22 protein-coding genes and 1 pseudogene are annotated in these 22,434 nt (G+C 65.5%); 13 read left to right on the plus strand and 10 right to left on the minus strand.

Annotation, left to right across the window (positions count from 1 at the left end):
- The 4 genes and pseudogenes from G3O00_RS17625 to G3O00_RS17640 all read right to left on the minus strand — a co-directional run.
- Positions 1-126, minus strand: a pseudogene (locus G3O00_RS17625) (inorganic phosphate transporter); the annotation flags it as partial.
- Between the two features lie 13 nt (positions 127-139).
- Positions 140-766 carry a DUF47 family protein gene (locus tag G3O00_RS17630; RefSeq protein WP_174931279.1) on the minus strand — a complete coding sequence of 209 codons (627 nt, stop codon included), beginning with the start codon at positions 764-766 and terminating at the stop codon, positions 140-142.
- A 37-nt stretch (positions 767-803) separates the two neighbouring features.
- Complete coding sequence (locus G3O00_RS17635) at positions 804-1,613, minus strand: 2OG-Fe(II) oxygenase family protein (RefSeq protein ID WP_206143761.1); 810 nt, start codon at positions 1,611-1,613, stop codon at positions 804-806.
- A 941-nt stretch (positions 1,614-2,554) separates the two neighbouring features.
- Positions 2,555-2,914, minus strand: coding sequence for a YbjQ family protein (locus G3O00_RS17640; protein ID WP_206143762.1), 360 nt, complete (start codon positions 2,912-2,914; stop codon positions 2,555-2,557).
- On the opposite strand from G3O00_RS17640, the gene G3O00_RS17645 reads away from it, so the two are divergent.
- Complete coding sequence (locus G3O00_RS17645; RefSeq protein ID WP_206143763.1) at positions 2,901-3,743, plus strand: GNAT family N-acetyltransferase; 843 nt, start codon at positions 2,901-2,903, stop codon at positions 3,741-3,743. The two genes, G3O00_RS17640 and G3O00_RS17645, sit on opposite strands and share 14 nt — an antisense overlap.
- A 55-nt stretch (positions 3,744-3,798) precedes the next feature.
- Here the strand turns inward: G3O00_RS17645 and G3O00_RS17650 are convergent, their stop codons facing one another.
- From G3O00_RS17650 to G3O00_RS17665, 4 genes are all read right to left on the minus strand, one after another.
- Positions 3,799-5,052, minus strand: a complete 1,254-nt coding sequence (locus tag G3O00_RS17650; protein ID WP_206143764.1) for a M20/M25/M40 family metallo-hydrolase — start codon at positions 5,050-5,052, stop codon at positions 3,799-3,801.
- A gap of 79 nt (positions 5,053-5,131) precedes the next feature.
- On the minus strand, positions 5,132-6,844 hold the full coding sequence (locus G3O00_RS17655) for a M36 family metallopeptidase (RefSeq protein WP_206143765.1): 1,713 nt from the start codon (positions 6,842-6,844) through the stop codon (positions 5,132-5,134).
- 502 nt (positions 6,845-7,346) lie between these two features.
- Positions 7,347-8,291, minus strand: a complete 945-nt coding sequence (locus G3O00_RS17660) for a GlxA family transcriptional regulator (protein ID WP_041493196.1) — start codon at positions 8,289-8,291, stop codon at positions 7,347-7,349.
- Between the two features lie 126 nt (positions 8,292-8,417).
- Positions 8,418-9,380: a helix-turn-helix domain-containing protein gene (locus G3O00_RS17665; protein WP_206143766.1), complete on the minus strand. Its 963-nt coding sequence runs from the start codon at positions 9,378-9,380 to the stop codon at positions 8,418-8,420.
- A gap of 244 nt (positions 9,381-9,624) precedes the next feature.
- Between G3O00_RS17665 and G3O00_RS17670 the strand changes: the two genes are divergently transcribed.
- The 7 genes from G3O00_RS17670 to G3O00_RS17700 all read left to right on the plus strand — a co-directional run bounded on the left by G3O00_RS17670 (position 9,625) and on the right by G3O00_RS17700 (position 15,136).
- Positions 9,625-10,782 (plus strand): amine dehydrogenase large subunit, encoded by a 1,158-nt coding sequence (locus G3O00_RS17670; RefSeq protein WP_206143767.1) that lies wholly within the window; start codon positions 9,625-9,627, stop codon positions 10,780-10,782.
- A 7-nt stretch (positions 10,783-10,789) separates the two neighbouring features.
- Positions 10,790-11,344 carry a MauE/DoxX family redox-associated membrane protein gene (locus G3O00_RS17675; RefSeq protein WP_206143768.1) on the plus strand — a complete coding sequence of 185 codons (555 nt, stop codon included), beginning with the start codon at positions 10,790-10,792 and terminating at the stop codon, positions 11,342-11,344.
- A complete protein-coding gene (mauD, locus tag G3O00_RS17680) occupies positions 11,341-11,973 on the plus strand; it encodes a methylamine dehydrogenase accessory protein MauD (protein ID WP_011354211.1) in 633 nt (210 codons plus the stop codon). The genes G3O00_RS17675 and mauD overlap by 4 nt, the downstream gene beginning before the upstream one ends.
- A 39-nt stretch (positions 11,974-12,012) precedes the next feature.
- Complete coding sequence (locus G3O00_RS17685; RefSeq protein ID WP_011354212.1) at positions 12,013-12,558, plus strand: methylamine dehydrogenase light chain; 546 nt, start codon at positions 12,013-12,015, stop codon at positions 12,556-12,558.
- The gene (locus tag G3O00_RS17690) at positions 12,555-13,055 is read left to right on the plus strand and encodes a cytochrome c (protein ID WP_206143769.1); all 501 of its coding nucleotides are present in this window, start codon (positions 12,555-12,557) and stop codon (positions 13,053-13,055) included. Before G3O00_RS17685 ends, G3O00_RS17690 begins: the two co-directional genes overlap by 4 nt.
- A gap of 101 nt (positions 13,056-13,156) precedes the next feature.
- The gene (locus G3O00_RS17695) at positions 13,157-13,597 is read left to right on the plus strand and encodes a cytochrome c (protein WP_241025203.1); all 441 of its coding nucleotides are present in this window, start codon (positions 13,157-13,159) and stop codon (positions 13,595-13,597) included.
- A 33-nt stretch (positions 13,598-13,630) separates the two neighbouring features.
- On the plus strand, positions 13,631-15,136 hold the full coding sequence (locus G3O00_RS17700) for an aldehyde dehydrogenase family protein (RefSeq protein ID WP_206143771.1): 1,506 nt from the start codon (positions 13,631-13,633) through the stop codon (positions 15,134-15,136).
- 72 nt (positions 15,137-15,208) lie between these two features.
- On the opposite strand, the gene G3O00_RS17705 is transcribed toward G3O00_RS17700, so the two are convergent.
- Complete coding sequence (locus tag G3O00_RS17705; protein WP_011354216.1) at positions 15,209-15,652, minus strand: DMT family transporter; 444 nt, start codon at positions 15,650-15,652, stop codon at positions 15,209-15,211.
- 121 nt (positions 15,653-15,773) lie between these two features.
- Between G3O00_RS17705 and G3O00_RS17710 the strand changes: the two genes are divergently transcribed.
- Positions 15,774-16,652, plus strand: a complete 879-nt coding sequence (locus G3O00_RS17710; protein WP_206143772.1) for a LysR substrate-binding domain-containing protein — start codon at positions 15,774-15,776, stop codon at positions 16,650-16,652.
- A 54-nt stretch (positions 16,653-16,706) separates the two neighbouring features.
- Here G3O00_RS17710 and G3O00_RS17715 read toward each other — a convergent pair whose 3' ends face one another.
- Positions 16,707-18,290 carry an isocitrate lyase gene (locus tag G3O00_RS17715; RefSeq protein ID WP_011354218.1) on the minus strand — a complete coding sequence of 528 codons (1,584 nt, stop codon included), beginning with the start codon at positions 18,288-18,290 and terminating at the stop codon, positions 16,707-16,709.
- A 610-nt stretch (positions 18,291-18,900) separates the two neighbouring features.
- Between G3O00_RS17715 and G3O00_RS17720 the strand changes: the two genes are divergently transcribed.
- The 4 genes from G3O00_RS17720 to G3O00_RS17735 all read left to right on the plus strand — a co-directional run bounded on the left by G3O00_RS17720 (position 18,901) and on the right by G3O00_RS17735 (position 22,422).
- Positions 18,901-19,854 (plus strand): choline ABC transporter substrate-binding protein, encoded by a 954-nt coding sequence (locus tag G3O00_RS17720; RefSeq protein WP_011354219.1) that lies wholly within the window; start codon positions 18,901-18,903, stop codon positions 19,852-19,854.
- A gap of 79 nt (positions 19,855-19,933) precedes the next feature.
- Positions 19,934-20,863: a 3-keto-5-aminohexanoate cleavage protein gene (locus G3O00_RS17725; protein ID WP_124613770.1), complete on the plus strand. Its 930-nt coding sequence runs from the start codon at positions 19,934-19,936 to the stop codon at positions 20,861-20,863.
- Between the two features lie 92 nt (positions 20,864-20,955).
- Positions 20,956-21,921, plus strand: coding sequence for an L-carnitine dehydrogenase (locus tag G3O00_RS17730; protein ID WP_011354221.1), 966 nt, complete (start codon positions 20,956-20,958; stop codon positions 21,919-21,921).
- A gap of 12 nt (positions 21,922-21,933) precedes the next feature.
- Positions 21,934-22,422: a thioesterase family protein gene (locus tag G3O00_RS17735; protein ID WP_206143773.1), complete on the plus strand. Its 489-nt coding sequence runs from the start codon at positions 21,934-21,936 to the stop codon at positions 22,420-22,422.
- The last annotated feature ends 12 nt before the right edge of the window (positions 22,423-22,434 follow it).

The raw sequence follows: 22,434 nt of genomic DNA on the forward strand, positions 1-22,434 counted from the left end.
CACCCCGGTGGACACGACGGTGGCGATCGAGTTCGCCGCGTCGTGAAAGCCGTTCATGAAGTCGAATACGAGCGCGACGAGCACCAGCGTCGCGACCATCCATAGGGCGAGTTGTATCGAATGCATCTTGTTGATTCGCTCAGGCGTTTTCCAGCACGATGCCTTCGATGATGTTCGCGACATCCTCGAATTTGTCGGTGATGCGTTCGAGCAGGTCGTAGACACCCTTCAGCTTGATGAGCGTCTTCACGTCGATGTCGTCGCGAAAGAGTTTCGATATCGCGGATCGCAGCACGCGGTCGGCACGCGTTTCGAGCGCGTCGATCTCTTCGCACGCCTTGAGGATCTGCGCTGACTCCTTCATGTCGGACAGCCGGTTGACTGCGATTTGTGCTTGCAGCGCGGCCTGCACGACGATGTCCGCGAGCTCGCTGGCCTCCTCGGTGACGGACTTCAGGTCGTAGACCACGACGGTGGTCGCGACGTCCTCCATCAGGTCGAGGATGTCGTCCATCGTCGTGACCAGCTTGTGGATCTCGTCGCGGTCGAGTGGCGTGATGAACGTCTTGTGCAGCAGGTCGATCGCATCGTGCGCGAGTTTGTCGCCGGTTCGTTCGGTGGTCTGGACGTTGGCCATGGCCAGCTCGGCATCGTCGAGATTGTCGAGGAGCATCTGAACCTCGCATGCGGCCAGCACGATGTGCTGCGCATGCGTGTCGAAGAGGTCGAAAAAGCGGTTTTCGACGGGGAGGAAGCGTCCAAGCATGGATTCTCCGGGGAAAAGGTGGGCGGGATGGCGTGGATCAGGCTGCGCACGGGCGGCACAGCGTGCTGTTGCCGAATGCGACGTGCCGGCTTTCGGCGAGGGCCCGCAAGTCCAGCGGACGCTGGTTGACGATCGTGTGGGCGTGCCCGGCCGACAGGTCGGGGTTGACGAAGTACATCAGCGACTTGCGCCGTGCGCGCGTGCGCGGCCGCTCGACCGCGTGCTGCATCGCCGGCACTTCGCCGTCGGTGAGCGCTTCGAGCAATGACCCGGCCAGCACGATCATTTCGTCGGGCCGCGGCAGCGCGGAAACTGGCGACGAGTCGGGCAGCAGGACCAGGCCGGGTGCGGTCGGGCGGATGAACGACAGCAGGTGGCCGTCCTCGTGCGGATCCTGCAGGTACGCGCGGTCGTGACTGCCGTGTTGCTGCTCGTACGCGCAGAACTGCAGGTAGGAGCTGTGCCGGACCGGCGGCTGCGGCGTGCCGCCGAGGTTGTCGCATACCGCATCGAGCAGGTCCTGCGCGATGGCGTGGAGGCAGGCTTCGTAGGCAGCCATCTCGCGGTAGAACTCGGACTTCGCCAGCGCAAAACCGTGATGCACGTCGCGCCGTGCGACCCAGTAGCAGAACCGGTCGCACAGATCCGGCCGATCGGGCGTATGCGAGTATTCGAGCCCGAACGGCAGGAAGCCGTCGGTGTGGTCGGGAAACGAGAACGCGAGCTTTTGCTTGCGCTCCAGCTGGTCATAGGCTGCCGTGAGCCGGTCGAAATGCACGAGCGGCGCATAGGGCATCTTGAAGTAGACGTAGCTGTCGCGGATCAGGCGGCTGGCATGGAGTTTCATACGGTTTTGCATGGTGTTCTCCCGGTACATCGGACATGGCGTGGTGCCGACAGGCGGGCATTGCCGCGTTGCGGGCACATGAGAAGGCGGGGCGCGGTGCGCGCGATCGGGTCGGCGTCATCGCGAAGCGCGTGACGGGGCCGCGGTGGCTCGACGTAAGTGACGTGCGGGATGGCGACGCGGGAGCGCGTCCGTGCGGTTGTCTTGGTTGAACCGGTGTTGCCGGTTCGCCTGAGCGGAGATAGCGAGTCGTGTCATGCGTGCTCCAGGCGCCGGACGGCACACGGCGGGAGCGTCATGACGTCAACGACGGACGTGCGCTTCCCGCCGCGTCGCGTCGGGCGCGATCGGCTGATAAGTGGCTGGGAGTCGGGTGTTCGCCGGCATGGCGTGCGAACGCGTGCCGGCGTGGCTTAATCGGCTACTGTCGTCGTCCATTTCGAACTCCTGTCTATTTGCGCGGCACGTGCGTGTGCCCGGGCCGAATACGCGCGGGCATGCGGCCGGACACACGCACGCGACGCGGGTCACGTACGGACGCCGCCCGGGTGTCGAGCGGCCACTGAATTGTCGAGTACGGGAACTTCGGATCGACGGCATGCCGATCCTGAAAGACACCGCATCCTGCTATCCCGGGATGCGGCAGAAGACAAGGCTCTGCGAAGCTTCCTCAGGCGGCAGTCAGGTTGGTACAGGACCAACTACAACTCGCATCGGTAGGCACAGAAGCCTCCATGAATGAAAACGAGTGCGATGGTAAGAGGGAACCGCGCGGCGCGTCAATCGAAAACTTCATGCGTGTTTCGCGCGGGTTCGGCGGCGGGTAGCTCGCGTGCGCTCAGGTGCAGCCGGCGACGTGCGGGAACAATTTCGGGACAGCGGATGAAGCCTGGCCGGCAGGCCCGGTTGAACGGGTCAACGCGGTTTGCCGGCGTCGGGCATCATGCCGGTTCGACGATCACGGCCGTGCCGTAGCAAATGACTTCGGTCACGCCCGAACCGATCTCCGTCGAGTCGTAGCGCATCGCGACGATCGCGTTCGCGCCGAGCTTGCGTGCATCGGCGAGCATCTTCTCGAACGCATGCTCGCGCGCCTTCTCGCACAGCGACGTATAGAGCGTGATGTTGCCGCCGAAGATCGTCTGCAGCGCTGCGCCGAACGAGCCGACGATCGAGCGTGAGCGCACGATGATGCCTTGGGCGACGCCGAGCGAGCGGACGGTCGTATGGCCGGGCAGGTCGAATGCCGTCGTAACGCGAGCGGGCGACAGATCGTCGAGGGAGCGGATGGTATCGATCATGACAGGCGTGGATAGCGGAGTGGTCGAACGGCGATTCTATCCGCATGCGAGCATGAAGCCGGCGATGAGCGTCGCGCGGTATCGCGATGCTGCCGGTCACACGAGCGAGAGGTGGGCATTGTTTAACGAATGTATCAACGCGTTCTGGCAGCAGAAGTTTTCGGGAGACCGGTGCATCTACGACGGCGACGATCTGCAGATCGCCGTCAGTTCCGCGCTCGACGACGAGCAGGGCATGATCCTCGTGCCGACCGATGGGAGAAGCCGAATCGTCGTGCAGGAGAAGGTTGCGTGCACGTTGTGCCTGGACGAAACGGGCGCGTGGACGATGGCCGCGTTCATCGATCGTCTGTCGGCTTCCGGCGGCGACCTGTGCGGAGCCGATAATCTTTTCTACTATCCCACGCGGGCCCTGGACGATCTGCCGAATCACGCGATTCCCGCAACGGTCAGGGCACTGACGCTGGCGGATCGACCGGTGTTCGACGCATTCACCGCTGCGATGCCGGCAGAGGACTTCGATACGGCCAGCGTCGAGCTCGACCATTGGCGCGTCTTCGGTGCATTCGAGCAGGATCGGCTGGTGTGCGCGGGCAGTGTGTATGCGTGGTGGAATTCCTGCCTGGCCGACATGGGTGTGCTGACGCTTCCCGAATTCAGGGGCAACGGTCACGCGCGCGGCGTCGTGCGTGCGATGAGTGTCGCGGCCTGTCGCGAGGGGCTGGAACCGCAGTACCGGTGCCAGCTCGACAATCCGGCTTCCGCGGCAGTTGCACGGGCGGCGGGCATGCGTCTTTACGGGACGCTCGACGAGCTCATCCGAATCTGACCGGGGTCGCCGGGAAGGAAGCATCTAAAGCGGCCTCCTTCCCGACCGCACACCGTCAACGCTTCACGGTCGTGCCGCCGTTGCCACCGAGATCGACCGCATAGGCGAGCGCCAGCTTGCCGAACTTCAACGCGTGATTCGCCTGGCGATCCGAATTCTCCAGCGTGTCGTTCACGGTATGGATATACGGACTGTCGTTCTGGTCGGCCTCGAACGGGAACGACGCCGGATACCCTTGCGCATTCCACGACGCGTGATCCGAGCACGCATACCCGCACTGCGACGTGCCGATCGCGAGTTCCGGCAGGTAGGTCTTCGCCAGATTCGTCAGGTAGGTGTTCTGCGTCGCGTTCGTGTAGTCGGTGATCAGGTAGATATCCTTCGGATCGCCCTTGTAGTTCGTCATGTCGAGCTGCAGCACGCCGACCACGTTCGCATTCTGCGTGCGGAACTGCTTCGCGATCGCTTTCGAGCCGAGCAACCCGGCTTCCTCGGCCGCGTACCCGACGAACTTGATCGTCCGCTTCGGCTTGTAGTTGTTCGCCAGCAGCACGCGCAGCGCTTCGGTGAGGCTGGCGATGCCCGATGCGTCGTCATCGGCGCCGGGCGAGCGCGTGTTCTCCGTCGTGCGACCGACCGTCGAATCGAGGTGGCCGCCCAGCACGATGGTGCCCGCGGCCGGATCGCTGCCGCGAATCGTCAGGATCACGGATTTCTGCGGAAAGCCCGTATGCGCGAACTGCTCGACGGTGACGTCGGCGCGCGAACCCGCCAGCTGCTTCCACTGCAAGGCGAGCCAGTCCGACGCGGCGACGCCGTGCGACGTCGTGTAGTAGCGGTTCGTGAAGCCGGACAGCGACGTGATCGTGCCGACGATGTTGCTGGCCTGCAGCTGCTGGATCCACGTGCCGATCTGCGGCGCGTTCGATACCTTGTATACGGAGGCGGCAGCCTGCTTCGCGAGCGTTGGCGGCAACGGCTGCAATGCCTGGCGCGCGTCGTCGAACGAGTCGTGCACGACATAGCCCGGCCCGTGGCCGCGCGTATGGTGGACGGCGTGGGCGAGCTCGCCGAGCCGCGAATCGTCGATTTCGACGACGTGGACGGTTTCGCGGCGTGCGGCGCCGTCGGCCGTCTTGCCGGCGTCGAGGGTCGTGCTGTATTGCGCGGTGGCGCTGGCGTCGATGCGTTGCAACTGGCGGAACGCCGGGTCGCCGAGCGTGATCCACACCGGCGTCGCGTGTGCGGCGGCGGTCAGCAGCATGCCGCCGAGCGCGGCGCTCAGGCGGGTCGGATTCAGAGTAGGCATGTTCGATCTCGTGAGGATGGCGATGTCGAGGAAGAGGGCGTGCCGCAGGTCGTGCGATGCGCCCCCGCCTGCTGCGGAATTACGACTTCTTCGGTACGGTCACGCCGTACGTGCAACTCTGGTTGTATGCATTGCCGATCGCGGTGAGCTGCGCATTGCTGTAGCCGAGCGCGGACGCAGCCGTCAGCACGGCCTGCGCGGCGGCCTTCTGGTTGGTCGAGCTGTTGGTCATCGACAAGCCTTTCAGGAACGCCTTGTCCATCGCCTGCGCACCGATTGCGTCGCGCGCGACGAGGTTGCACGACGCCCAGTACTGGCCGGCCGTATGGATCTCCGCGCCGCGTGCCTGCGCGTAGGTGCGCCCGACGTTCCAGTTGGTCACGCGGCCGCCCCAGAACTCGTTGTGGCCGTCCCAGTTGTAGACCCAGTGGTACTGCGCGTCCGACGGGCTCCACTGGTTGAAGTCGCGGCTGTACGCTGCGGCGAGATAGTCGCCGGTGCCTTCCGACAAGCCTTCCTGCTGCGACAGGCCGCCGTTCGTCACCCAGTCGTGGATGCCGTGGCCGAGCTCGTGGATCACGACGTCCGCATCCTCGGCATCATCGACGCCGCCTTGCCCGAAGGTCAGCCGGCCGCTGCTCGACGAGTACGACGAGTTGTCGTCGCCCGATTCGCCGTGCGGATCGTACTGCACGCCACCGGTGTACTGGTACGGCAACGCCTTGATGCCGAGCGTCTGGTTCACGTAACGCAGGAACGTGTCGATGTGGTAGTACGCATTCACGGCCTCGAAATACAGGTTGCCGCGCGTGAATTCGAACGTGGGCGTCGACTGCAACGGACACGCCTTGTCGAGCGGCGCATCGAAATCGACGCATACCGCATACGGACCCGACAGCGAGTAGCGTCCGCCCGACTGCGCGAGATCCTTCAGCGTCACGCGTACGCGCGCAGCGGTGAGCTGTGAAGAATCGCCGTCGTTGTTGTCCTTGTAGCCCGTGCTGCCGTAGCTGCTCTTGGTCGACGACAACGGATCGGGCCGGAATACGAAACCCGTGCCGTCGGTTGCGTAGAACGCCTTGTCCTCGGCGCGCAGAACTTCGCCGCTGCCGGAGTCGATCAGCAGTTCCCAGTCGCCTTTCGGGCCGTCGTTCGGGCGGCCGCGCACCTTCCATGCGGTATGCGTGCCGGTCTTGTCGACGAACGCGACGAGCTGCGCATCCAGGTTCGTGAAGCCGCTCACGCCGAGATACGCACGGGCGCGGTCGAGCGCCTGCTGCTGGTCGACGGCCTGTGACTTGCGCGATGTCGCAACCACGCCGTTGATCGTGTTGCTCGCGACGTACAGGATGCGGCCGTCCTTGGCGACCGTCACCGCGATATCGCTGCCGTACACGGGCAATCCGGCTGCCTGCTGCTGCAGGCGCACGACGGTGAAATCGGCATCGCTGCGCTCCGACGTGACGACGAGGCTTGCGAGCGCGGTCGCGTCGAGCCCGAGCTGCGTGGCCTGCGACGCGACGAAGTCGCGCGCGGTGGCGGCGGGTGTCGTGGCGGTTTTCTTCGCGCGATACGCGGGGGTGTACAACGTGACGGCGACGCCGTCCGGGCGGAACTGCCCGGCGGCGGTATCGGCCTTGGCGGCCGCCGGTGCGACGCCGCGCGTCAGGCTTTCGCGCAGGCTCGTTACTTGCGGATTCGACACTTTCGTATCGGCCGCGGTGCCGCCGACGATGCCGAAACCGAGCGCGAGACCCAGGGCGAGCGGCAGTGCTTTGCGTGATGTCTGCATACGTGATCCTCATCTCAACGGTTGGACACGCCTGCGCGTTCGTGGCGCGCAGGCACGACACGGCCCGCGCGCCGGCTCGATCAAGCCGGTGCGGCGAAGCGGTGTTGGGGGTGTCGACTGACTAAGGAACCCTAAATGTCAGGTCGAAAAGAAACAGGCAGGCGAAGAGGGGGAGAAGGAGAACGAGAAGCGGGCGAAGAAGCGAACGGCAGGCAGGTGCGGCGACGGCGAAGCGAGCATCGTCATGTCATACCCCTCGGATCGAATCGGTATCGGTTGGCAGCCGGTGCGGCGCGATGCATGTCGAGATGCGGCGCGCATGTCGTTAGGCTGCCTATCTAACTTTTTTTGGTATGTTACAGAATATTTTCAACGACATTCCAATTTATTTTCGACGACCGCTTCAGTCCGTCGATCAATCGTCGGCATTGTTCAGCGCGCGGCGGGAAACGCCGCCGGAACGCGCAATACCGCGCTGGATTGTGCGTAAAACCCGCGACGATCAGCGCGTCGCGCGCCGGTCGTTGCGCGGGCTCAAACCGAATCGCGTGCGATACGTGCGCGAGAAATGCGACGGCGATTCGAACCCGCACGCGACGCAGACCGACGTGATGCTCATGTCGGTCTGCTGCAGCAGTTCACGCGCGCGATCGAGGCGCAGGTTCAGGTAGAAATGCGTCGGCGTATCGTTCAGCGTCGCGCTGAACAGCCGTTCGAGCTGGCGGCGCGTGATCGACACCTCCTGCGCGAGCGCATCGGAGCCGAGCGGGGTTTCCATGTGCCGCTGCATCGTGCCGATCACCTGGATCAGCTTGCGGTTGTGCACGCCGTAGCGCGCGGCGATCTCGAGCCGCTGGCTGTCGGAGCGCTGGCGGATCCGGCTGACGACGAACTGCTCGGAGATCGCCGCCGCGAGATCGGCGCCGTGCCGCCGCCCGATCAGGTCGAGCATCATGTCGATCGACGCGGTGCCGCCCGCACATGTGATGCGCCGGTCGTCGATCTCGAACAACTCCTGCGTCGCGTTCAGGCCGGGGTAGCGTTCGCGGAACGCGGCCAGCGCCTCCCAGTGCAGCGTGAGCGGTTGCGATGCGTCGAACAGCCCGGCTTCCGCGAGCACGAAGCTGCCCGTGTCGATGCCGCCTAGCGTTGCACCATGACGGTGCTGGCGGCGCAGCCAGTCGCCGATCGCGCGCGTGTAGCACACGAGCGGATCGAAGCCCGCGACGACGAACACCGTATCGACCTGGTCGACCTCCGCGCACGCGGCTTCGGCGGCGACCGGAATGCCGTTGCTCGCGGCGACGGGGGCGCCGTCGGCGCTGATCACATGCCAGCGATAGAGCTCGGTGCGAAAGCGGTTCGCGACGCGCAGCGGTTCGACCGCGGACATGAAGCCGAGCGCGGAGAAGCCGGGCAGCAGCAGGAAGTGGAAATCCTCGGGCATCGGGGCAGGGGATGGAATCCGGTGGTCGTCACGCATTGCGCGGGGCGGCGAGCGGACGGGCAGGTGCCGCGCCGGCTCGCGCGCGCCGAACGGTCAGCGGGAGATTATCGCGGGTTTTGCGCGGGTTCAGCGCGTTTTTGCGCCGCGCACGGCACGGCGCGCGGTGGTCGACGGCAACTCGCCGAACTGCGCCTTGTACGCGTTCGCGAAATGCCCAAGGTGGATGAAGCCCCAGCGCGCGGCCACGTCGCTGATCGGCAGGTCGGTCTGCCGCGTATCGAGCAGCATCCGCCGCACTTGCGACAGGCGCAGCGAGCGCACGTAATGCAACGGGCTGGTCTGCACGACCGACTGAAAGCTGTTCTGCATCGTGCGCCGGCTCACGCGCAATTGCGTGCACAGGCTCAGCACGTCGACCGGTGCTTCGGGATGGTCGATCACATAGTCGTGCACGCGGCGCACGATGTCGGCGCGGCAGGCGTGCGTGAGACGGTTCGAGGGTTCGGCAATCCGGTACGTGAGGAGATCGACGAGCACGTTGCCGATCTCGCCGCGCAGTTCGCTCTGCGCGCGTGCATCGAGGTACGTAGCGGGTGCCGACAGCACACGCTCGAGTTGCGTGGCGACCTGCACGCTCGCGCGCATCAGCACGGCGGTGGGCATGTCGATGACGCCGCGCCGCAATGTGGCTTCGTCGAGGTGGACATCGGCTGCATCCTCGACCTGCTGCATCAGCTCGCGATCGGCGACGACGCCGATCAGCGACATGTCGTCGGGCGAATGCAGCTCGAACGGCGCACCGCCGCGCGCCATCACCATCGTGCCGCGTTCGATGCGCGCACCGCCGAATGCGAATGCACCGGAGCCGGTGAGCGGCATGCCGAACACCGTATGGTCGTGCGGCAACCTTCCGCGCTGGATGATGCGCACGTTGGCGGCTTCCTGGAACAGCTGCATGCCGTCCAGCACCGCATGCTTGACCGCACTGCGATAGGCGCCGGAGCCGATCTGGTCATAGCGCTGGTTCCAGCCGCGCAGCGCCTCGGCATGCCGGTCCGCGTTGTCGAACCTCTCGTGAAACACGAACACAGCGCCTCCAGGTGCGTCGATCGGGACCGCGCAAGATTAAACCGACCGCGTGGTCGGCGCAATAAGGGGGAGCGCTATTCCGCGCGCATTTGTCAGAGGGTCGGAAGCCGCCAGCCGGCGTGGCTTTCAGGCGGTTTTCCAATATCCCGAATCGGCACGCACGCGGTGCCGGTCCGGGTGCTGACCGGATTTATTGTCGAACTACAGTCGCCCCACATAACGTGATTCCCCAACTGGAGGCGACATGAGGACAAGGCGACGAACCGCGGTGCTCGCGGCGACGCTGGCGTTCGCGGCGGCATGGGTCGGCAGCGCGAACGCGACGGAAAAGCCGGAGGAACTGGTCGTTCAGAAGATGCCGCCGTGGCATCCGCACGAGGTCTATATCGTCGACATCTCGATGCCGTCGATGACCGACGGGCGCATCTACGTGTACGACGCCGATGCGAAGAAGCTGCTCGGCCAGATCGACGGCGGCTTCGGCCCCGGCTTCGCGATTTCGCCCGATCACAAGACGAGCTTCGTCGCGACGACCTACTTCTCGCGCGGCTCGCACGGCACGCGCACCGATGTCGTCGAGATGACCGACAACACGACGCTCGATCATGCGGGCGAGATCGTGATTCCGGCGAAGCACGCGCAGCATGTACCGTCGCCGTACAACACCGCATTCAGCGCGGACGGCAAGCGGCTGTACGTCGCGAACATCACGCCGGCCGCATCGCTGACGGTGATCGACGCGGTGTCGAAGAAGGTGCTGTCGGAGATCGACACGGCAGCCTGCGTGCTTGCGTATCCGTCGGGCAACGACCGCTTCACCGCGCTGTGCGAAAGCGGCAAGGCGCTGACCGTCACGCTCGATGCGAACGGCAAGGAGACGAAGCGCGCGATGTCGGATGCGTTCATCGACGTCGACAAGGATCCGGCATTCGTGAACGCGTCGCGCTACAAGGGCGACTATCTGTTCACGACGTATGGCGGCAACGTGCGCAGTGCGGATTTCAGCGGCGACAAGCCCGCATTCGGCAAGCCGTGGTCGCTGCTGACGGATACCGAGCGCGCCGAAGGCTGGCGCCCCGGAGGCATGCAGCAGACGGCCGTGCAGGCCGGGCAGAACCGCTATTACGTGCTGATGCACAAGGGTGGCGACGGCTCGCACAAGGATCCCGGCACGCAGGTGTGGGTGTACGACCTGAAGTCGAAGCAGCGTGTCGCGCGCTGGGATCTCGCGCAGCAGAAGGTCGATCCGCTCGTGTCGATCCAGGTCAGCGAGGACGACAAGCCGTTGTTCTACGGGCTGACTGCGACGTCCGACCTCGTCGTGATGGATGCGCGCACCGGCAAGCTGCAGAACATCGAGAAGCAGATCGGCAACATGTCGTCGCTGCTCGTCAACCCGTGAGGCCGCGATGACGCTCGATCCCGTACTTGCCACCAGCGCACAGGCCGGCGCTGCCGCCGTCGTGCTGCTCGGCGCCTTCGCGAAGATGCGCCGGCCCGCCGCGTTCAGCCAGGCGCTTGCCGGCTACCGGCTGCTGCCCGATGCGCTGACCGCGCCCGTCGCGTTCGCGATTCCGCTCGCGGAAGTCGTCGGTGCCGCGGCGCTGCTGTTTCCCGATACGCGCACGGCCGGCGCGATCGGCCTGATTGTGTTGCTGCTGGCCTTCGCCGCCGCGATTGCGATCAATCTCCTGCGCGGTCATACCGACATCGACTGCGGCTGTTCCGGCTTCACGGCGACGCGCACGGACGCACCGCGCGGCATCGGCTGGCTGCACGTCGGGCGCGCGCTGCTGCTCGCCGCGCTGGCCGCGACCGCGCTCGTCGAACCGGGCGCACGCGCGGTCGTGTGGTTCGACTACCTGACGCTGTTCTTCTCCGTGCTGCTGATCGTCTGCGCGCTGCTCACCGTCGACGTGCTGCTCGCCAACGTGCCGCGCCTTTCCCATTTGAGGAATTCATGATGCAAACCGCTCTCACCGTTTCCACCGCCCTGCTGTGGGTGGCCGTCCTCGCGCTTGGCGCGATCTGCCTCGCGCTCGTGCGCCAGATCGGCATCCTGTACGAACGCATCATGCCGGCCGGCGCATTGATGATCGACAAGGGGCCGGCGGTCGGCGCGATCGCGCCGACGTTCGAACTGACCGACATTCGCGGCTCGCAGGTGAAGGTCGGCGGTATCGATGCGTCGGGCAAGGCGACGCTGCTGTTCTTCCTGTCGCCCACTTGCCCCGTCTGCAAGAAGCTGTTGCCGCTGCTGCCGTCGTTGCAGGCGAGCGAAGCGACGCCGGTGAACATCGTGCTCGCGAGCGACGGCGAGGTCGACGAACACACGCGCTTCGCGCGCAAGCACGACCTCGGACGCTTCCCGTACGTGCTGTCGCAGGAGCTCGGCCTCGCGTACCAGATCGGCAAGCTGCCGTATGCGGTGCTGCTCGACGAAACCGGCACGGTGCGGGCGAAGGGGCTCGTCAATACGCGCGAGCATCTCGAGAGCCTGTTCGAGGCGAAGGAGCGCGGCGTCGCATCGCTGCAGCAGTTCGTGCATGGCGATCATAGCCACGACCACGACGCGCACGCGCAGCACGCATGACCGGCCGACCCTCTTTCAACGTCAAGGGAGAACAACGAAATGGGCCTGTTTGATTCATGGTTCGAGCGGTCGGCGCGCGGCGTCGCGCAGCACAGTTCGCGGCGCAGCGCGATGGCGAAGCTCGGCAAGGTGCTGGTGGGATCGGCGATGCTGCCGCTGCTGCCCGTCGATCGCACCGCGTATGCGGCCGATGCGGCATCGGGCGCGTCGGCGGCGTCCGGCGGCGCCGCATCGGGGGCAAGCGACGACCCAATGAGCTGCGACTACTGGAAATACTGCGCGATCGACGGCTGGCTGTGCAGTTGCTGCGGCGGCACGTCGAGCAGTTGCCCGCCGGGCACGACGCCGTCACCCATTACGTGGATCGGCACGTGCCGCAACCCGCACGACGGTTCGGACTACATCGTGTCGTACAACGATTGCTGCGGCAAGACGTCGTGCGGCAAGTGCTTCTGCAACCGCAACGAGCGCGAGAAGCCGCTGTACAAGCTGTCGTTGAACAACGACATCAACTGGTGCATGGCCAACGGCAATTCGAACTATCACTGTTCGGTTTCGGTTCTGCTGGGAGCGGCAAAGCAATGAAAGGGAAGCAAGCAGGAAAGATCGCCGTCGCATGCATGACGGCCGTGTCGGCCTTCGTGTTGGCGGGCCCCGCCGGCGCGCAGGAAGCCGTGCACTACCCGGCCGGCAAGAGCCTGTTCGACGCGCAGTGCGCGGTGTGCCACCAGGCGGGCGGCAAGGGGCAGGACGGCCTCGCGCCGCCGTTGACCGAGTATCCGGGCAAGTACGCGACGGCCGAACCGGGGCGAGCGCAACTGGTTGCAACGCTGCTGCACGGGATGTTCGGCGAGATCAAGGTGCGCGACAAGAGTTACAACTTCAAGATGCCGTCGTTTGCGAGCGCGAGCGATGACGATATCGCGCACGTGCTCAACTACGTGGTGTTCGATCTCAACGCGCAGCACGGCGACGCGAAGCCGTTCACGGCGGCCGATATCCGCGCGGCGCGCGCGAAGGCGATGGACGGCACGGCCGTTCATGCGCAACGCGAAGTCGTCATCAAGGGGCTTGGCCTGTGAAGCTCGCGTGCGCGCCTCGTGTTGGCGACGCCGCATCGCTCACGCGGTGCGCGGAGTCATCGTGGCTCGGCGGCGTGTCGCGTCGCCTGTCGTCGTTGCTGATGCTGGCCGGGGTGGTCGTCGGTTTGGCCGCGGCACCCGTGCATGCCGAAGGCGCCGCCGACGCGGCGCTCGCACGACAGCACTGGGTGCTCAACTGCATGGGCTGCCACACGGCGACGGGCGGCGGCATCCCCGGCAAGGTACCGCCGCTCGCCAACTCGCTCGGCTATTTCACGCATCTGCCGGCCGGGCGCGAGTACGTGATGCGCGTGCCCGGCGCATCGAACTCGGCGCTGTCGGACCAGGATCTGGCCGACGTGCTCAACTGGGTACTCACGACCATGAACCGCGACGCGCTGCCGCGCGACTTCAAGCCATATACGGCCGCCGAAGTCGCCGCGCACCGTCGCCCTGCCTTTTCCGACGTCGCGACCGTGCGCGCCGGCCTCGTTCGCGCGTTGCAGGCACGCGGGATCGACGGTGTCACGGATCGCTACTGACCGACCCATTCAGGAAATCGAGGAATCAAGAAGATGGAGACGAACGAACATTTCCCGCTGCTCGACGCCACGCGCGCGTTTCTCGCGAAGCCGAAGAAGATGCTGATCGGTGCCGAGTGGAGCGATGCGGTGTCGGGCCGCCAGCTCGACGTCGTGAACCCGGCCGACGGCACCGTGCTCGCGCGCGTGCCCGAAGCGGACGCGCACGACGTGCAGCAGGCCGTCGCTGCCGCGCGGCGCGCCTTCGACACGGGGCCGTGGCGCACCGCGAAGACCACCGACCGCGAGCGCCTGCTGCTGACGCTCGCCGACCTGATCGAAGCGAACGCGCGCGAGCTGGCCGAGATCGAGTCGCTCGACAACGGCAAGCCCGTGATGGTGGCGCAGGGCCTGGATGTCGCGATGGCCGCGCAGTGCTTCCGCTACATGGCCGGCTGGGCGACGAAGATCGAAGGCAGCGTGATCGACGCCGGCATGCCTTACATGCCGGACAGCGAGATCTTCACCTATACGCGCAAGGAACCCGTCGGCGTGGTCGGCGCGATCATTCCGTGGAATTTCCCGCTGCTGATGGCTGCGTGGAAGCTTGCGCCCGCGCTGGCCACAGGCTGTACCGTCGTGTTGAAACCCGCGGAAGACACGCCGCTCAGCGCGTTGCGACTCGGCGAGCTGATTCAGGAGGCCGGCTTTCCTGACGGTGTCGTCAATATCGTCACCGGCTACGGTCACACGGCCGGCGCCGCGCTGTCGAGCGATCCGCGCATCGACAAGATCGCGTTCACGGGTTCGACGCAGACGGGCAAGACGATCGGCCACGCGGCGCTCGACAACATGACGCGCATGTCGCTCGAACTCGGCGGCAAGTCGCCGGTGATCGTGCTGCCCGACGTCGATCCCGACAAGGCCGCCCTGGGCGTGGCGAACGCGATCTTCTTCAACCAGGGGCAGGTGTGCACGGCCGGGTCGCGCGCGTACATCCATGCGAAAGTGTTCGACAAAGTGATCGAGCGCGTCGCGAAGATCGCCACGAGCCTGAAGATCGGCCCGGGGATGGACCCGTCGACGCAGATCGGCCCGCTCGTGTCGGCGAAGCAGCGCCAGCGCGTGTGCGGCTATATCGACTCGGGCTTCGGCGAAGGTGCGCGTGCTGCCGCGGGCGGCCGCGCGGTCGACGGCCCCGGCTTCTTCGTCGAACCGACCGTGATGGTCGATACGACGCAGGCGATGCGCGTCGTGCGCGAAGAGATCTTCGGGCCGGTGCTCGTCGCGATGCCGTTCGACGACGTCGACACGGCCGTGCAGCTCGCCAACGACACGCCTTACGGTCTCGGCGCGAGCATCTGGTCGAACGACCTGTCCGCGATCCACAAGCTGATCCCGCGCATCGCGGCCGGCACCGTGTGGGTCAACTGCCACTCGCTGCTCGACAACGCGATGCCGTTCGGCGGGATGAAGCAGTCGGGGTTCGGTCGCGAACTCGGCCGCGCGGTGATCGACCAGTACACGGAAAGCAAGTCGGTGATGATGAACTACGCGTGAGCGTAGCGTCGGGTGCGTGCGTTGCCGGCGGTTCGGTAACGCACACGCATCTGGCAGCGATCCGCGACGGCGTCACGCACGAACCAGCACCACCCCGAGAATGAGGCACGCCGCACCGGCCAGGCGGATCGGGCTGGCCGAATGCTGCTGGATGCCGAGCACGCCGAAGTGATCGAACACGAGCGCGCCGGTCATCTGCCCGACGACGATCAGCGCGAGCGTCGTCGCGGCGCCCAGTCGCGGCACCATCAGGATCGCGATGCCGACGAATACCGCACCGAAAACCCCACCGGTCCAACTGAACCACGAACCGGCACCGGTGACGGTGCCGCTCAAGCGCGGATGCGGGGACAGGAGCGCGACGGCGAGCATCGCGGCCAGGCCGACGAGGTAGCTGACCGAGCCGGCCCACCACGGCGAGCCGAGCTGCGCGCGAAGGTTGGCGTTGAGCACCTGTTGCAACGCCACGCTGACTCCGGCGGCAACGACCAGCAGATAGGACAGGAGAGTAGTCACGAAACGGGAGGCTCCGGCGAGGTGGCCATGACGACGGGTCCGGCACGGCAGGCTTCCATTCTGGGAAGCGCGACGGTATAACGCAAATATCAAATCAGGCGCTTATCCATCTCTTTTCGGCATGCCATCCCTGAGGCAAATCCAGTATTTCCTGACCGTGGCCGATCTCGGCGGCTTCACGCCGGCCGCGAGCGCGCTCCACGTCGCGCAGTCGGCGCTCAGCCGGCAGATCGGTCAACTGGAAGACGAACTGGGGTTCCGGCTGTTCGACCGGGAGCCGAGAGGCGTACGGCTCTCGCCGGCCGGCGCGATCTATCGCGATCGCGTGGCGTCGATTCCGGCGACCCTGACCGCCGCGGCCGACGAGGGCGCGCAGTTGTCGCGCGGCGAAGCGGGCGTATTGCGGCTCCTGCATTCGAGCACCGTTCCCGTCGGCAGCCTGATGCCAGTGCTCGAGCGCTTCATGAGCGCGTGTCCGGGCGCGCGGATCGATCTCGACCGCGCGTCGTCCGAGGATCAGGTGCTGGAGATCGCGAACGGCAACGCCGATATCGGGATCGTTCGTCTGCCGGTGCTGCGCCGCGATCCGCGTGTGCGCTTCGTCGAGCTCGCGGCCGAGCGTTTGTGCGTGGCGGTGCCGGCCGGTCATCCGCTCGCGGGCCGCAAGCGCACGGCGATCTCGCGGCTGCGGCACGAGCCGTTCGTATCGGCCGTGTATCGGGAGCGGGGCGGATTGGCGCGCGTCGTGATCGACCTTTGCCTGACGCGCGGATTCGTGCCGGCGACCGCCCGGATCGTGTCGCCGAAGACGTCGATGCTGAATCTCGTCGCAGCCGGGCTGGGCGTCGCGATCGTGCCGGAACGGATGGCGAGTCTCGGGATCGACGGAGTCGTCTTCGTGCCGATTTCGGATGAAGACGCGAAGTCGGTGTGCGCGCTGGTGTTGCCGGTCGAGCCGACGGCGCTGGCCGAGGCGTTCGTGCGGATTGTCGCGGAATAAAAAAACGCCAACCCGCCATGAACGGGTTGGCGTTTCGCCTGGAGATGACCGGTATCAGAACTGGTTCATCGTGTTGTCCTTGCCTGCGGCCTTCAGCGCTGCGTCGCCGCTGAAGTATTCCTTGTGATCGTCACCGATGTCCGAACCGGACATGTTCTGGTGCTTCACGCAGGCGATGCCCTGGCGGATTTCCTTGCGCTGCACGCCGGCCACGTAGCCCAGCATGCCCTGGTCGCCGAAGTATTCCTTGGCCAGGTTGTCGGTCGACAGCGCGGCGGTGTGGTACGTCGGCAGCGTGATCAGGTGATGGAAGATGCCTGCTTCACGCGCTGCGTCGGCCTGGAACGTACGGATCTTCTCGTCGGCCAGCTTGGCCAGTTCCGTCTCGTCGTATTCCACGCTCATCAGCTGCGCACGGTCGTAGGCCGACACGTCCTTGCCCTCGGCCTTCAGCGCGTCGTACGCCTGCTGACGGAAGTTCAGCGTCCAGTTGAACGACGGGCTGTTGTTGTACACCAGCTTCGCGTTCGGGATGACCTTGCGGATCTCGCTGACCATGCCGCCGATCTGTGCGATGTGCGGTTTTTCGGTTTCGATCCACAGCAGGTCGGCGCCATTCTGCAGCGACGTGATGCAGTCGAGCACGCAGCGCGCTTCGCCCGTGCCGGCGCGGAACTGGAACAGGTTGCTCGGCAGGCGCTTCGGACGCAGCAGCTTGCCGTCGCGCTTGATGACGACGTCACCGTTGCCCAGTTGGTCGGCCGACAGTTCTTCGCAATCGAGGAACGCGTTGTACTGGTCGCCCAGGTCGCCCGGCGTGCTGGTCACGGCGATCTGCTTGGTCAGGCCGGCGCCCAGCGAGTCGGTACGGGCCACGATGATGCCGTCGTCCACGCCCAGTTCCAGGAACGCGTAGCGGATCGCGCGGATCTTCGCGAGGAAGTCCTCGTGCGGCACGGTGACCTTGCCGTCCTGGTGGCCGCACTGCTTCTCGTCGGACACCTGGTTTTCGATCTGGATGCAGCACGCGCCTGCTTCGATGAATTGCTTGGCCAGCAGGTACGTGGCTTCCGCGTTGCCGAAACCGGCGTCGATGTCGGCGATGATCGGCACGACGTGCGTGACGTGGTTGTCGATCTTGTCCTGGATTGCTGCCTTCGCCGTGGCGTCCTTCGCGGCGTCGAGCTCGCGGAACAGGCCGCCCAGTTCACGGGCGTCGGCCTGGCGCAGGAACGTGTACAGCTCGCGGATCAGTGCGCTGACCGAGGTCTTTTCGTGCATCGACTGGTCCGGCAGCGGGCCGAACTCGGAACGCAGCGCGGCAACCATCCAGCCGGACAGGTACAGGTAGCGGCGTTCGGTGCTGTTGAAGTGCTTCTTGATGGAGATCATCTTCTGCTGGCCGATGAAGCCGTGCCAGCAACCCAGCGACTGCGTGTACTTGGCCGGGTCGGCGTCGTAGGCGGCCATGTCGGCGCGCATGATCTTCGCGGTGTACTTGGCGATGTCCAGGCCCGTCTTGAACTTGTTCTGGGCACGCATGCGGGCAGCGTACTCGGGGCTGATCGCATTCCACGCGCTGCCGTGGTTTTCTTTCAAACCGGCAACTGCCTTGATGTCGTCTTGATACTGGGCCATGTCAATCTCCTGGGAGCAAAGCGCGTTTGAGTAACTGGTTGAGCGTGCCCGCTACGTCTGTCGAAGCGAACTGCATGGGATAAATAGTAACGCCGCCCGTCGAGCTTTTGGTGATGTCTTATATAAGACATAAGACATTATTTTTTCTTGATTTTCAATGAGTTACGTAGTGATTTTTGCAATGCAAAACAAGTTTTCAAGCGACGAAAAGGCGTCGGCGCGGGAATTCGATGTGGATTCCACAATGCGAAACGCCCTTTCGGCTGCTGGAGGCCGGGCCAGCTTCACATGTGCCCGTGACACCCGTTCGTCGGGGCGGCGCGAGTAGCGCGGGAACGAAGCCGCCCCAGCACGCCGTTTGGTCCAGGCGGAATCGAAAGCGTCGCGCCGCATGTGGACAATCTGAATCCGTCGGAAATGTGCGTGAAAACCCCGCCCACCAAGCTTCTCAAGAAACCTAGTGGTTTCCACTCATAGTCGCAAATAGTCAAGAACAGGTCGCCGCCGGTCTTCTCGCGACCAATATGGCTCGTTACTTTTACTCCCACGATGCAGGCCGGGCACACCCCGCGCGCCGGCTGCCGCGAGTCCAATCGGGAGAAAACGAACCATGAAGTCGACGAAGATCGCCGCGCTTGCCGCGGCCGTGCTGGCGACCGGCGCGTTCACGCACACGGCGCTTGCCGAAACGGATGCCGCGACCTGCCGCACCGTGCGTTTCGCGGATATCGGCTGGACCGACATCACGTCGACCACGGCGCTCGCGTCGACCGTGTTCGAAGCGCTCGGCTACAAGCCGACCACGACGATCGCGTCGGTGCCGATCTCGTTCGCCGGCCTGAAGAGCAAGCAGCTCGACGTGTCGCTCGGCTACTGGTGGCCCGTGCAGCAGAAGCAGCTCCAGCCGTTCCTAGACAACAAGTCGATCAACGTCGTCGAACCGCCGAACCTGTCGGGCGCGAAGGCGACGCTCGCGGTGCCGAGCTACGAATACCAGGCCGGCCTGAAGACCTTCGAGGACATCGCGAAACACCGCGCGGAGCTTGACGGCAAGATCTACGGGATCGAGCCGGGCAGCAGTGCGAACGCGACGATCCAGAAGATGATCGACACGAACCAGTACGGGCTCGGCGGCTTCAAGCTCGTCGAATCGAGTGAGGCCGGGATGCTGGTGACGGTCGAGCGTGCGATCCGCGAGAAGAAGTGGGTTGTCTTCCTTGGGTGGGAACCGCATCCGATGAACATCCAGCTGAGCATGAACTATCTCTCTGGCGGCGACGCGTCGTTCGGGCCGAACTACGGCGAAGCGCGCGTGTACACGCTCACGGCGCCCGACTTCATTTCACGTTGCCCGAACGCGGGCAAGCTCGTCACGAACCTGCGCTTCTCGACGCAGCTCGAGAACCAGCTGATGCAGTCGGTGATGAACAAGACGAAGCCGGCCGACGCCGCGAAGGCGTACCTGAAGAAGAACCCGCAGGTGCTCGATCCGTGGCTCGCGGGCGTCAAGACGTTCGACGGCAAGGACGGGCTGCCGGCCGTGAAGGCGTATCTCGGCCTGTAAAGGCTTGCGCGCCGCACCCGGCGCGCCCCGACGAAACATCCGTATTGCGACACAACCCGATTCAAGCGAGGCAACCAGCATGAACCACGAAGTCATCATCACCTGCGCCGTCACCGGCGCGGGCGATACGGTCGGCAAGCATCCGGCGATTCCGGTCACGCCGAAGGAGATCGCGGCCGCCGCGATCGAGGCCGCGAAGGCCGGCGCGACGGTGGCGCACTGCCATGTGCGCGATCCGCAGACGGGGCGCGGCAGCCGCGACCCGAACCTGTACCGCGAAGTGGTCGACCGCATCCGCTCGGCCGACGTCGACGTGATCATCAACCTGACGGCCGGCATGGGCGGCGATCTCGAGATCGGCCCGGGCGAAGACCCGATGCGTTTCGGCAAGGGCACCGACCTGGTTGGCGGCCTCACGCGTCTCGCGCACGTCGAGGAACTGCTGCCCGAGATCTGCACGCTGGACTGCGGCACGCTGAATTTCGGCGACGGCGACTACATCTACGTGTCGACGCCCGCGCAGTTGCGCGCCGGCGCGAAGCGCATCCAGGAACTCGGCGTGAAGCCGGAGCTGGAGATCTTCGACACGGGCCATCTGTGGTTCGCGAAGCAATTGCTGAAGGAAGGGCTGCTCGACGATCCGCCGCTGTTCCAGCTGTGCCTCGGCATTCCGTGGGGCGCACCGGCCGACACGGGCACGATGAAGGCGATGGTCGACAACCTGCCGCCGGGCGCGCACTGGGCCGGCTTCGGGATCGGCCGCATGCAGATGCCGATGGTCGCGCAGGCGATGCTGCTCGGCGGCCACGTGCGGGTCGGCCTCGAAGACAACATCTGGCTCGATCGCGGCGTGCATGCGACCAACGGCACGCTCGTTGAGCGAGCGCGAGAAATCATCGAGCGGCTTGGTGGTCGCGTGCTGACGCCGGCCGAAGGCCGCCGCAAGCTCGGCTTGCCGGCGCGCGGCGAGCGTCTGCTCGAACGCCGTGCGGTCGCCGAATTCGCGTGAGTTTTTCCGTTGACTGACTGATCGATACGACGCGGCGGCGCGCACAGGCGCGGCCGCCCACCGATTTCCCCTGATTTGAAGGATGCGTTGACATGGCTGTGAAGACCGACATCAAGACGTTCGCCGCCATCGGCACCGGCGTGATCGGCAGCGGATGGATTTCCCGCGCGCTCGCGCACGGTCTCGACGTGGTCGTATGGGACCCGGCACCGGGCGCGGAAGAGCGGCTGCGCGCGAACGTCGCGAACGCGTGGCCCGCGCTCGAACGCGTCGGCCTCGCGCCGGGCGCCGATCCCGCGCGGCTGCGTTTCGTCTCGACGATCGAGGCATGCGTCGCCGACGCGGATTTCATCCAGGAAAGCGCGCCCGAGCGCGAGGCGTTGAAGCTCGAACTGCACGAGCAGATCAGCCGCGCGGCGAAGCCCGACGCGATCATCGCGTCGTCGACGTCGGGCCTGTTGCCGACGGATTTCTACGCACGGGCGACGCATCCGGAACGCTGCGTGGTCGGCCATCCGTTCAACCCCGTCTACCTGCTGCCGCTCGTTGAAGTGCTCGGCGGCGCGCGCACGTCGCCGGAAGCGGTCGAAGGCGCGATGGAGATCTATCGCAAGCTCGGCATGCGGCCGCTGCACGTGCGCAAGGAAGTGCCGGGCTTCATCGCCGATCGCCTGCTCGAAGCGTTGTGGCGCGAGGCGCTGCACCTCGTCAACGAAGGCGTCGCGACGACCGGCGAGATCGACGATGCGATTCGCTTCGGCGCGGGCATCCGCTGGTCGTTCATGGGCACGTTCCTGACCTACACGCTCGCGGGCGGCGACGCGGGCATGCGACACTTCATGCAGCAGTTCGGCCCCGCGCTCGAATTGCCGTGGACGAAGCTGGTCGCGCCGACGTTGACCGATGCGCTGATCGACAGCGTCGTCGAAGGCACGACCGAACAGCAGGGCACGCGCAGCATCAAGGAACTCGAACGCTACCGCGACGAGTGCATCACCGAGGTGCTGAAGTCGATCGCCGCGGTGAAGGCGCGGCACGGAATGCGATTCGAAGACTGAGGACGAGAGACGATGACCGGCGATACCCCGCTGACGATTTACCGCGACGTGGTGCGGCCCGAATGGGTCGACTACAACGGCCACCTGCGCGATGCGTTCTACCTGCTGATCTTCAGCTTCGCGACCGATGCGCTGCTGGATCGCATCGGCCTCGACGACGCCGCGCGCCGCGAGCGGGGCCGCTCGGTCTACACGCTCGAAGCGCATGTGAATTACCTGCAGGAGATCAAGGAAGGCACGCCGGTGCGCGTCGATGCGCGTGTGCTCGCGCACGACGCGAAGCGGCTGCACCTGTATCTCGAGCTGTTCGCCGCTGGGCATGACGGTGCGGTATCGGCGAGCGAGCAGATGCTGCTGCACGTCGATACGCGCGATGGCACGAAATCGGCGCCGTTCGACGACGACGTGGCTGCACGCGTGGCCGAGTTGCATGCGTTGCAGCGCGATTGCGCGGCACCCGCGTACGCGGGCCGCGTGATCGGGCTGCCGCCGCGTCGTTAGCCGGCGCGAACC

The sequence above is a fragment of the Burkholderia sp. Ac-20384 genome (assembly GCF_017104605.1).
Taxonomy (GTDB): domain Bacteria; phylum Pseudomonadota; class Gammaproteobacteria; order Burkholderiales; family Burkholderiaceae; genus Burkholderia; species Burkholderia lata.

Excerpts from the sequence above, each read along its gene's own strand:
- G3O00_RS17645 (WP_206143763.1), top strand. The coding sequence starts at position 2,901 with ATGGTATCGATCATGACAGGCGTGGATAGCGGAGTGGTCGAACGGCGA.
- G3O00_RS17635 (WP_206143761.1), bottom strand. The coding sequence starts at position 1,613 with ATGAAACTCCATGCCAGCCGCCTGATCCGCGACAGCTACGTCTACTTC.
- G3O00_RS17640 (WP_206143762.1), bottom strand. The coding sequence starts at position 2,914 with ATGATCGATACCATCCGCTCCCTCGACGATCTGTCGCCCGCTCGCGTT.
- G3O00_RS17685 (WP_011354212.1), top strand. The coding sequence starts at position 12,013 with ATGGGCCTGTTTGATTCATGGTTCGAGCGGTCGGCGCGCGGCGTCGCG.
- G3O00_RS17700 (WP_206143771.1), top strand. The coding sequence starts at position 13,631 with ATGGAGACGAACGAACATTTCCCGCTGCTCGACGCCACGCGCGCGTTT.
- G3O00_RS17735 (WP_206143773.1), top strand. The coding sequence starts at position 21,934 with ATGACCGGCGATACCCCGCTGACGATTTACCGCGACGTGGTGCGGCCC.
- G3O00_RS17675 (WP_206143768.1), top strand. The coding sequence starts at position 10,790 with ATGACGCTCGATCCCGTACTTGCCACCAGCGCACAGGCCGGCGCTGCC.
- G3O00_RS17710 (WP_206143772.1), top strand. The coding sequence starts at position 15,774 with ATGCCATCCCTGAGGCAAATCCAGTATTTCCTGACCGTGGCCGATCTC.
- G3O00_RS17630 (WP_174931279.1), bottom strand. The coding sequence starts at position 766 with ATGCTTGGACGCTTCCTCCCCGTCGAAAACCGCTTTTTCGACCTCTTC.
- mauD (WP_011354211.1), top strand. The coding sequence starts at position 11,341 with ATGATGCAAACCGCTCTCACCGTTTCCACCGCCCTGCTGTGGGTGGCC.
- G3O00_RS17720 (WP_011354219.1), top strand. The coding sequence starts at position 18,901 with ATGAAGTCGACGAAGATCGCCGCGCTTGCCGCGGCCGTGCTGGCGACC.
- G3O00_RS17670 (WP_206143767.1), top strand. The coding sequence starts at position 9,625 with ATGAGGACAAGGCGACGAACCGCGGTGCTCGCGGCGACGCTGGCGTTC.
- G3O00_RS17690 (WP_206143769.1), top strand. The coding sequence starts at position 12,555 with ATGAAAGGGAAGCAAGCAGGAAAGATCGCCGTCGCATGCATGACGGCC.
- G3O00_RS17715 (WP_011354218.1), bottom strand. The coding sequence starts at position 18,290 with ATGGCCCAGTATCAAGACGACATCAAGGCAGTTGCCGGTTTGAAAGAA.
- G3O00_RS17725 (WP_124613770.1), top strand. The coding sequence starts at position 19,934 with ATGAACCACGAAGTCATCATCACCTGCGCCGTCACCGGCGCGGGCGAT.
- G3O00_RS17655 (WP_206143765.1), bottom strand. The coding sequence starts at position 6,844 with ATGCAGACATCACGCAAAGCACTGCCGCTCGCCCTGGGTCTCGCGCTC.
- G3O00_RS17730 (WP_011354221.1), top strand. The coding sequence starts at position 20,956 with ATGGCTGTGAAGACCGACATCAAGACGTTCGCCGCCATCGGCACCGGC.
- G3O00_RS17695 (WP_241025203.1), top strand. The coding sequence starts at position 13,157 with ATGCTGGCCGGGGTGGTCGTCGGTTTGGCCGCGGCACCCGTGCATGCC.
- G3O00_RS17650 (WP_206143764.1), bottom strand. The coding sequence starts at position 5,052 with ATGCCTACTCTGAATCCGACCCGCCTGAGCGCCGCGCTCGGCGGCATG.
- G3O00_RS17660 (WP_041493196.1), bottom strand. The coding sequence starts at position 8,291 with ATGCCCGAGGATTTCCACTTCCTGCTGCTGCCCGGCTTCTCCGCGCTC.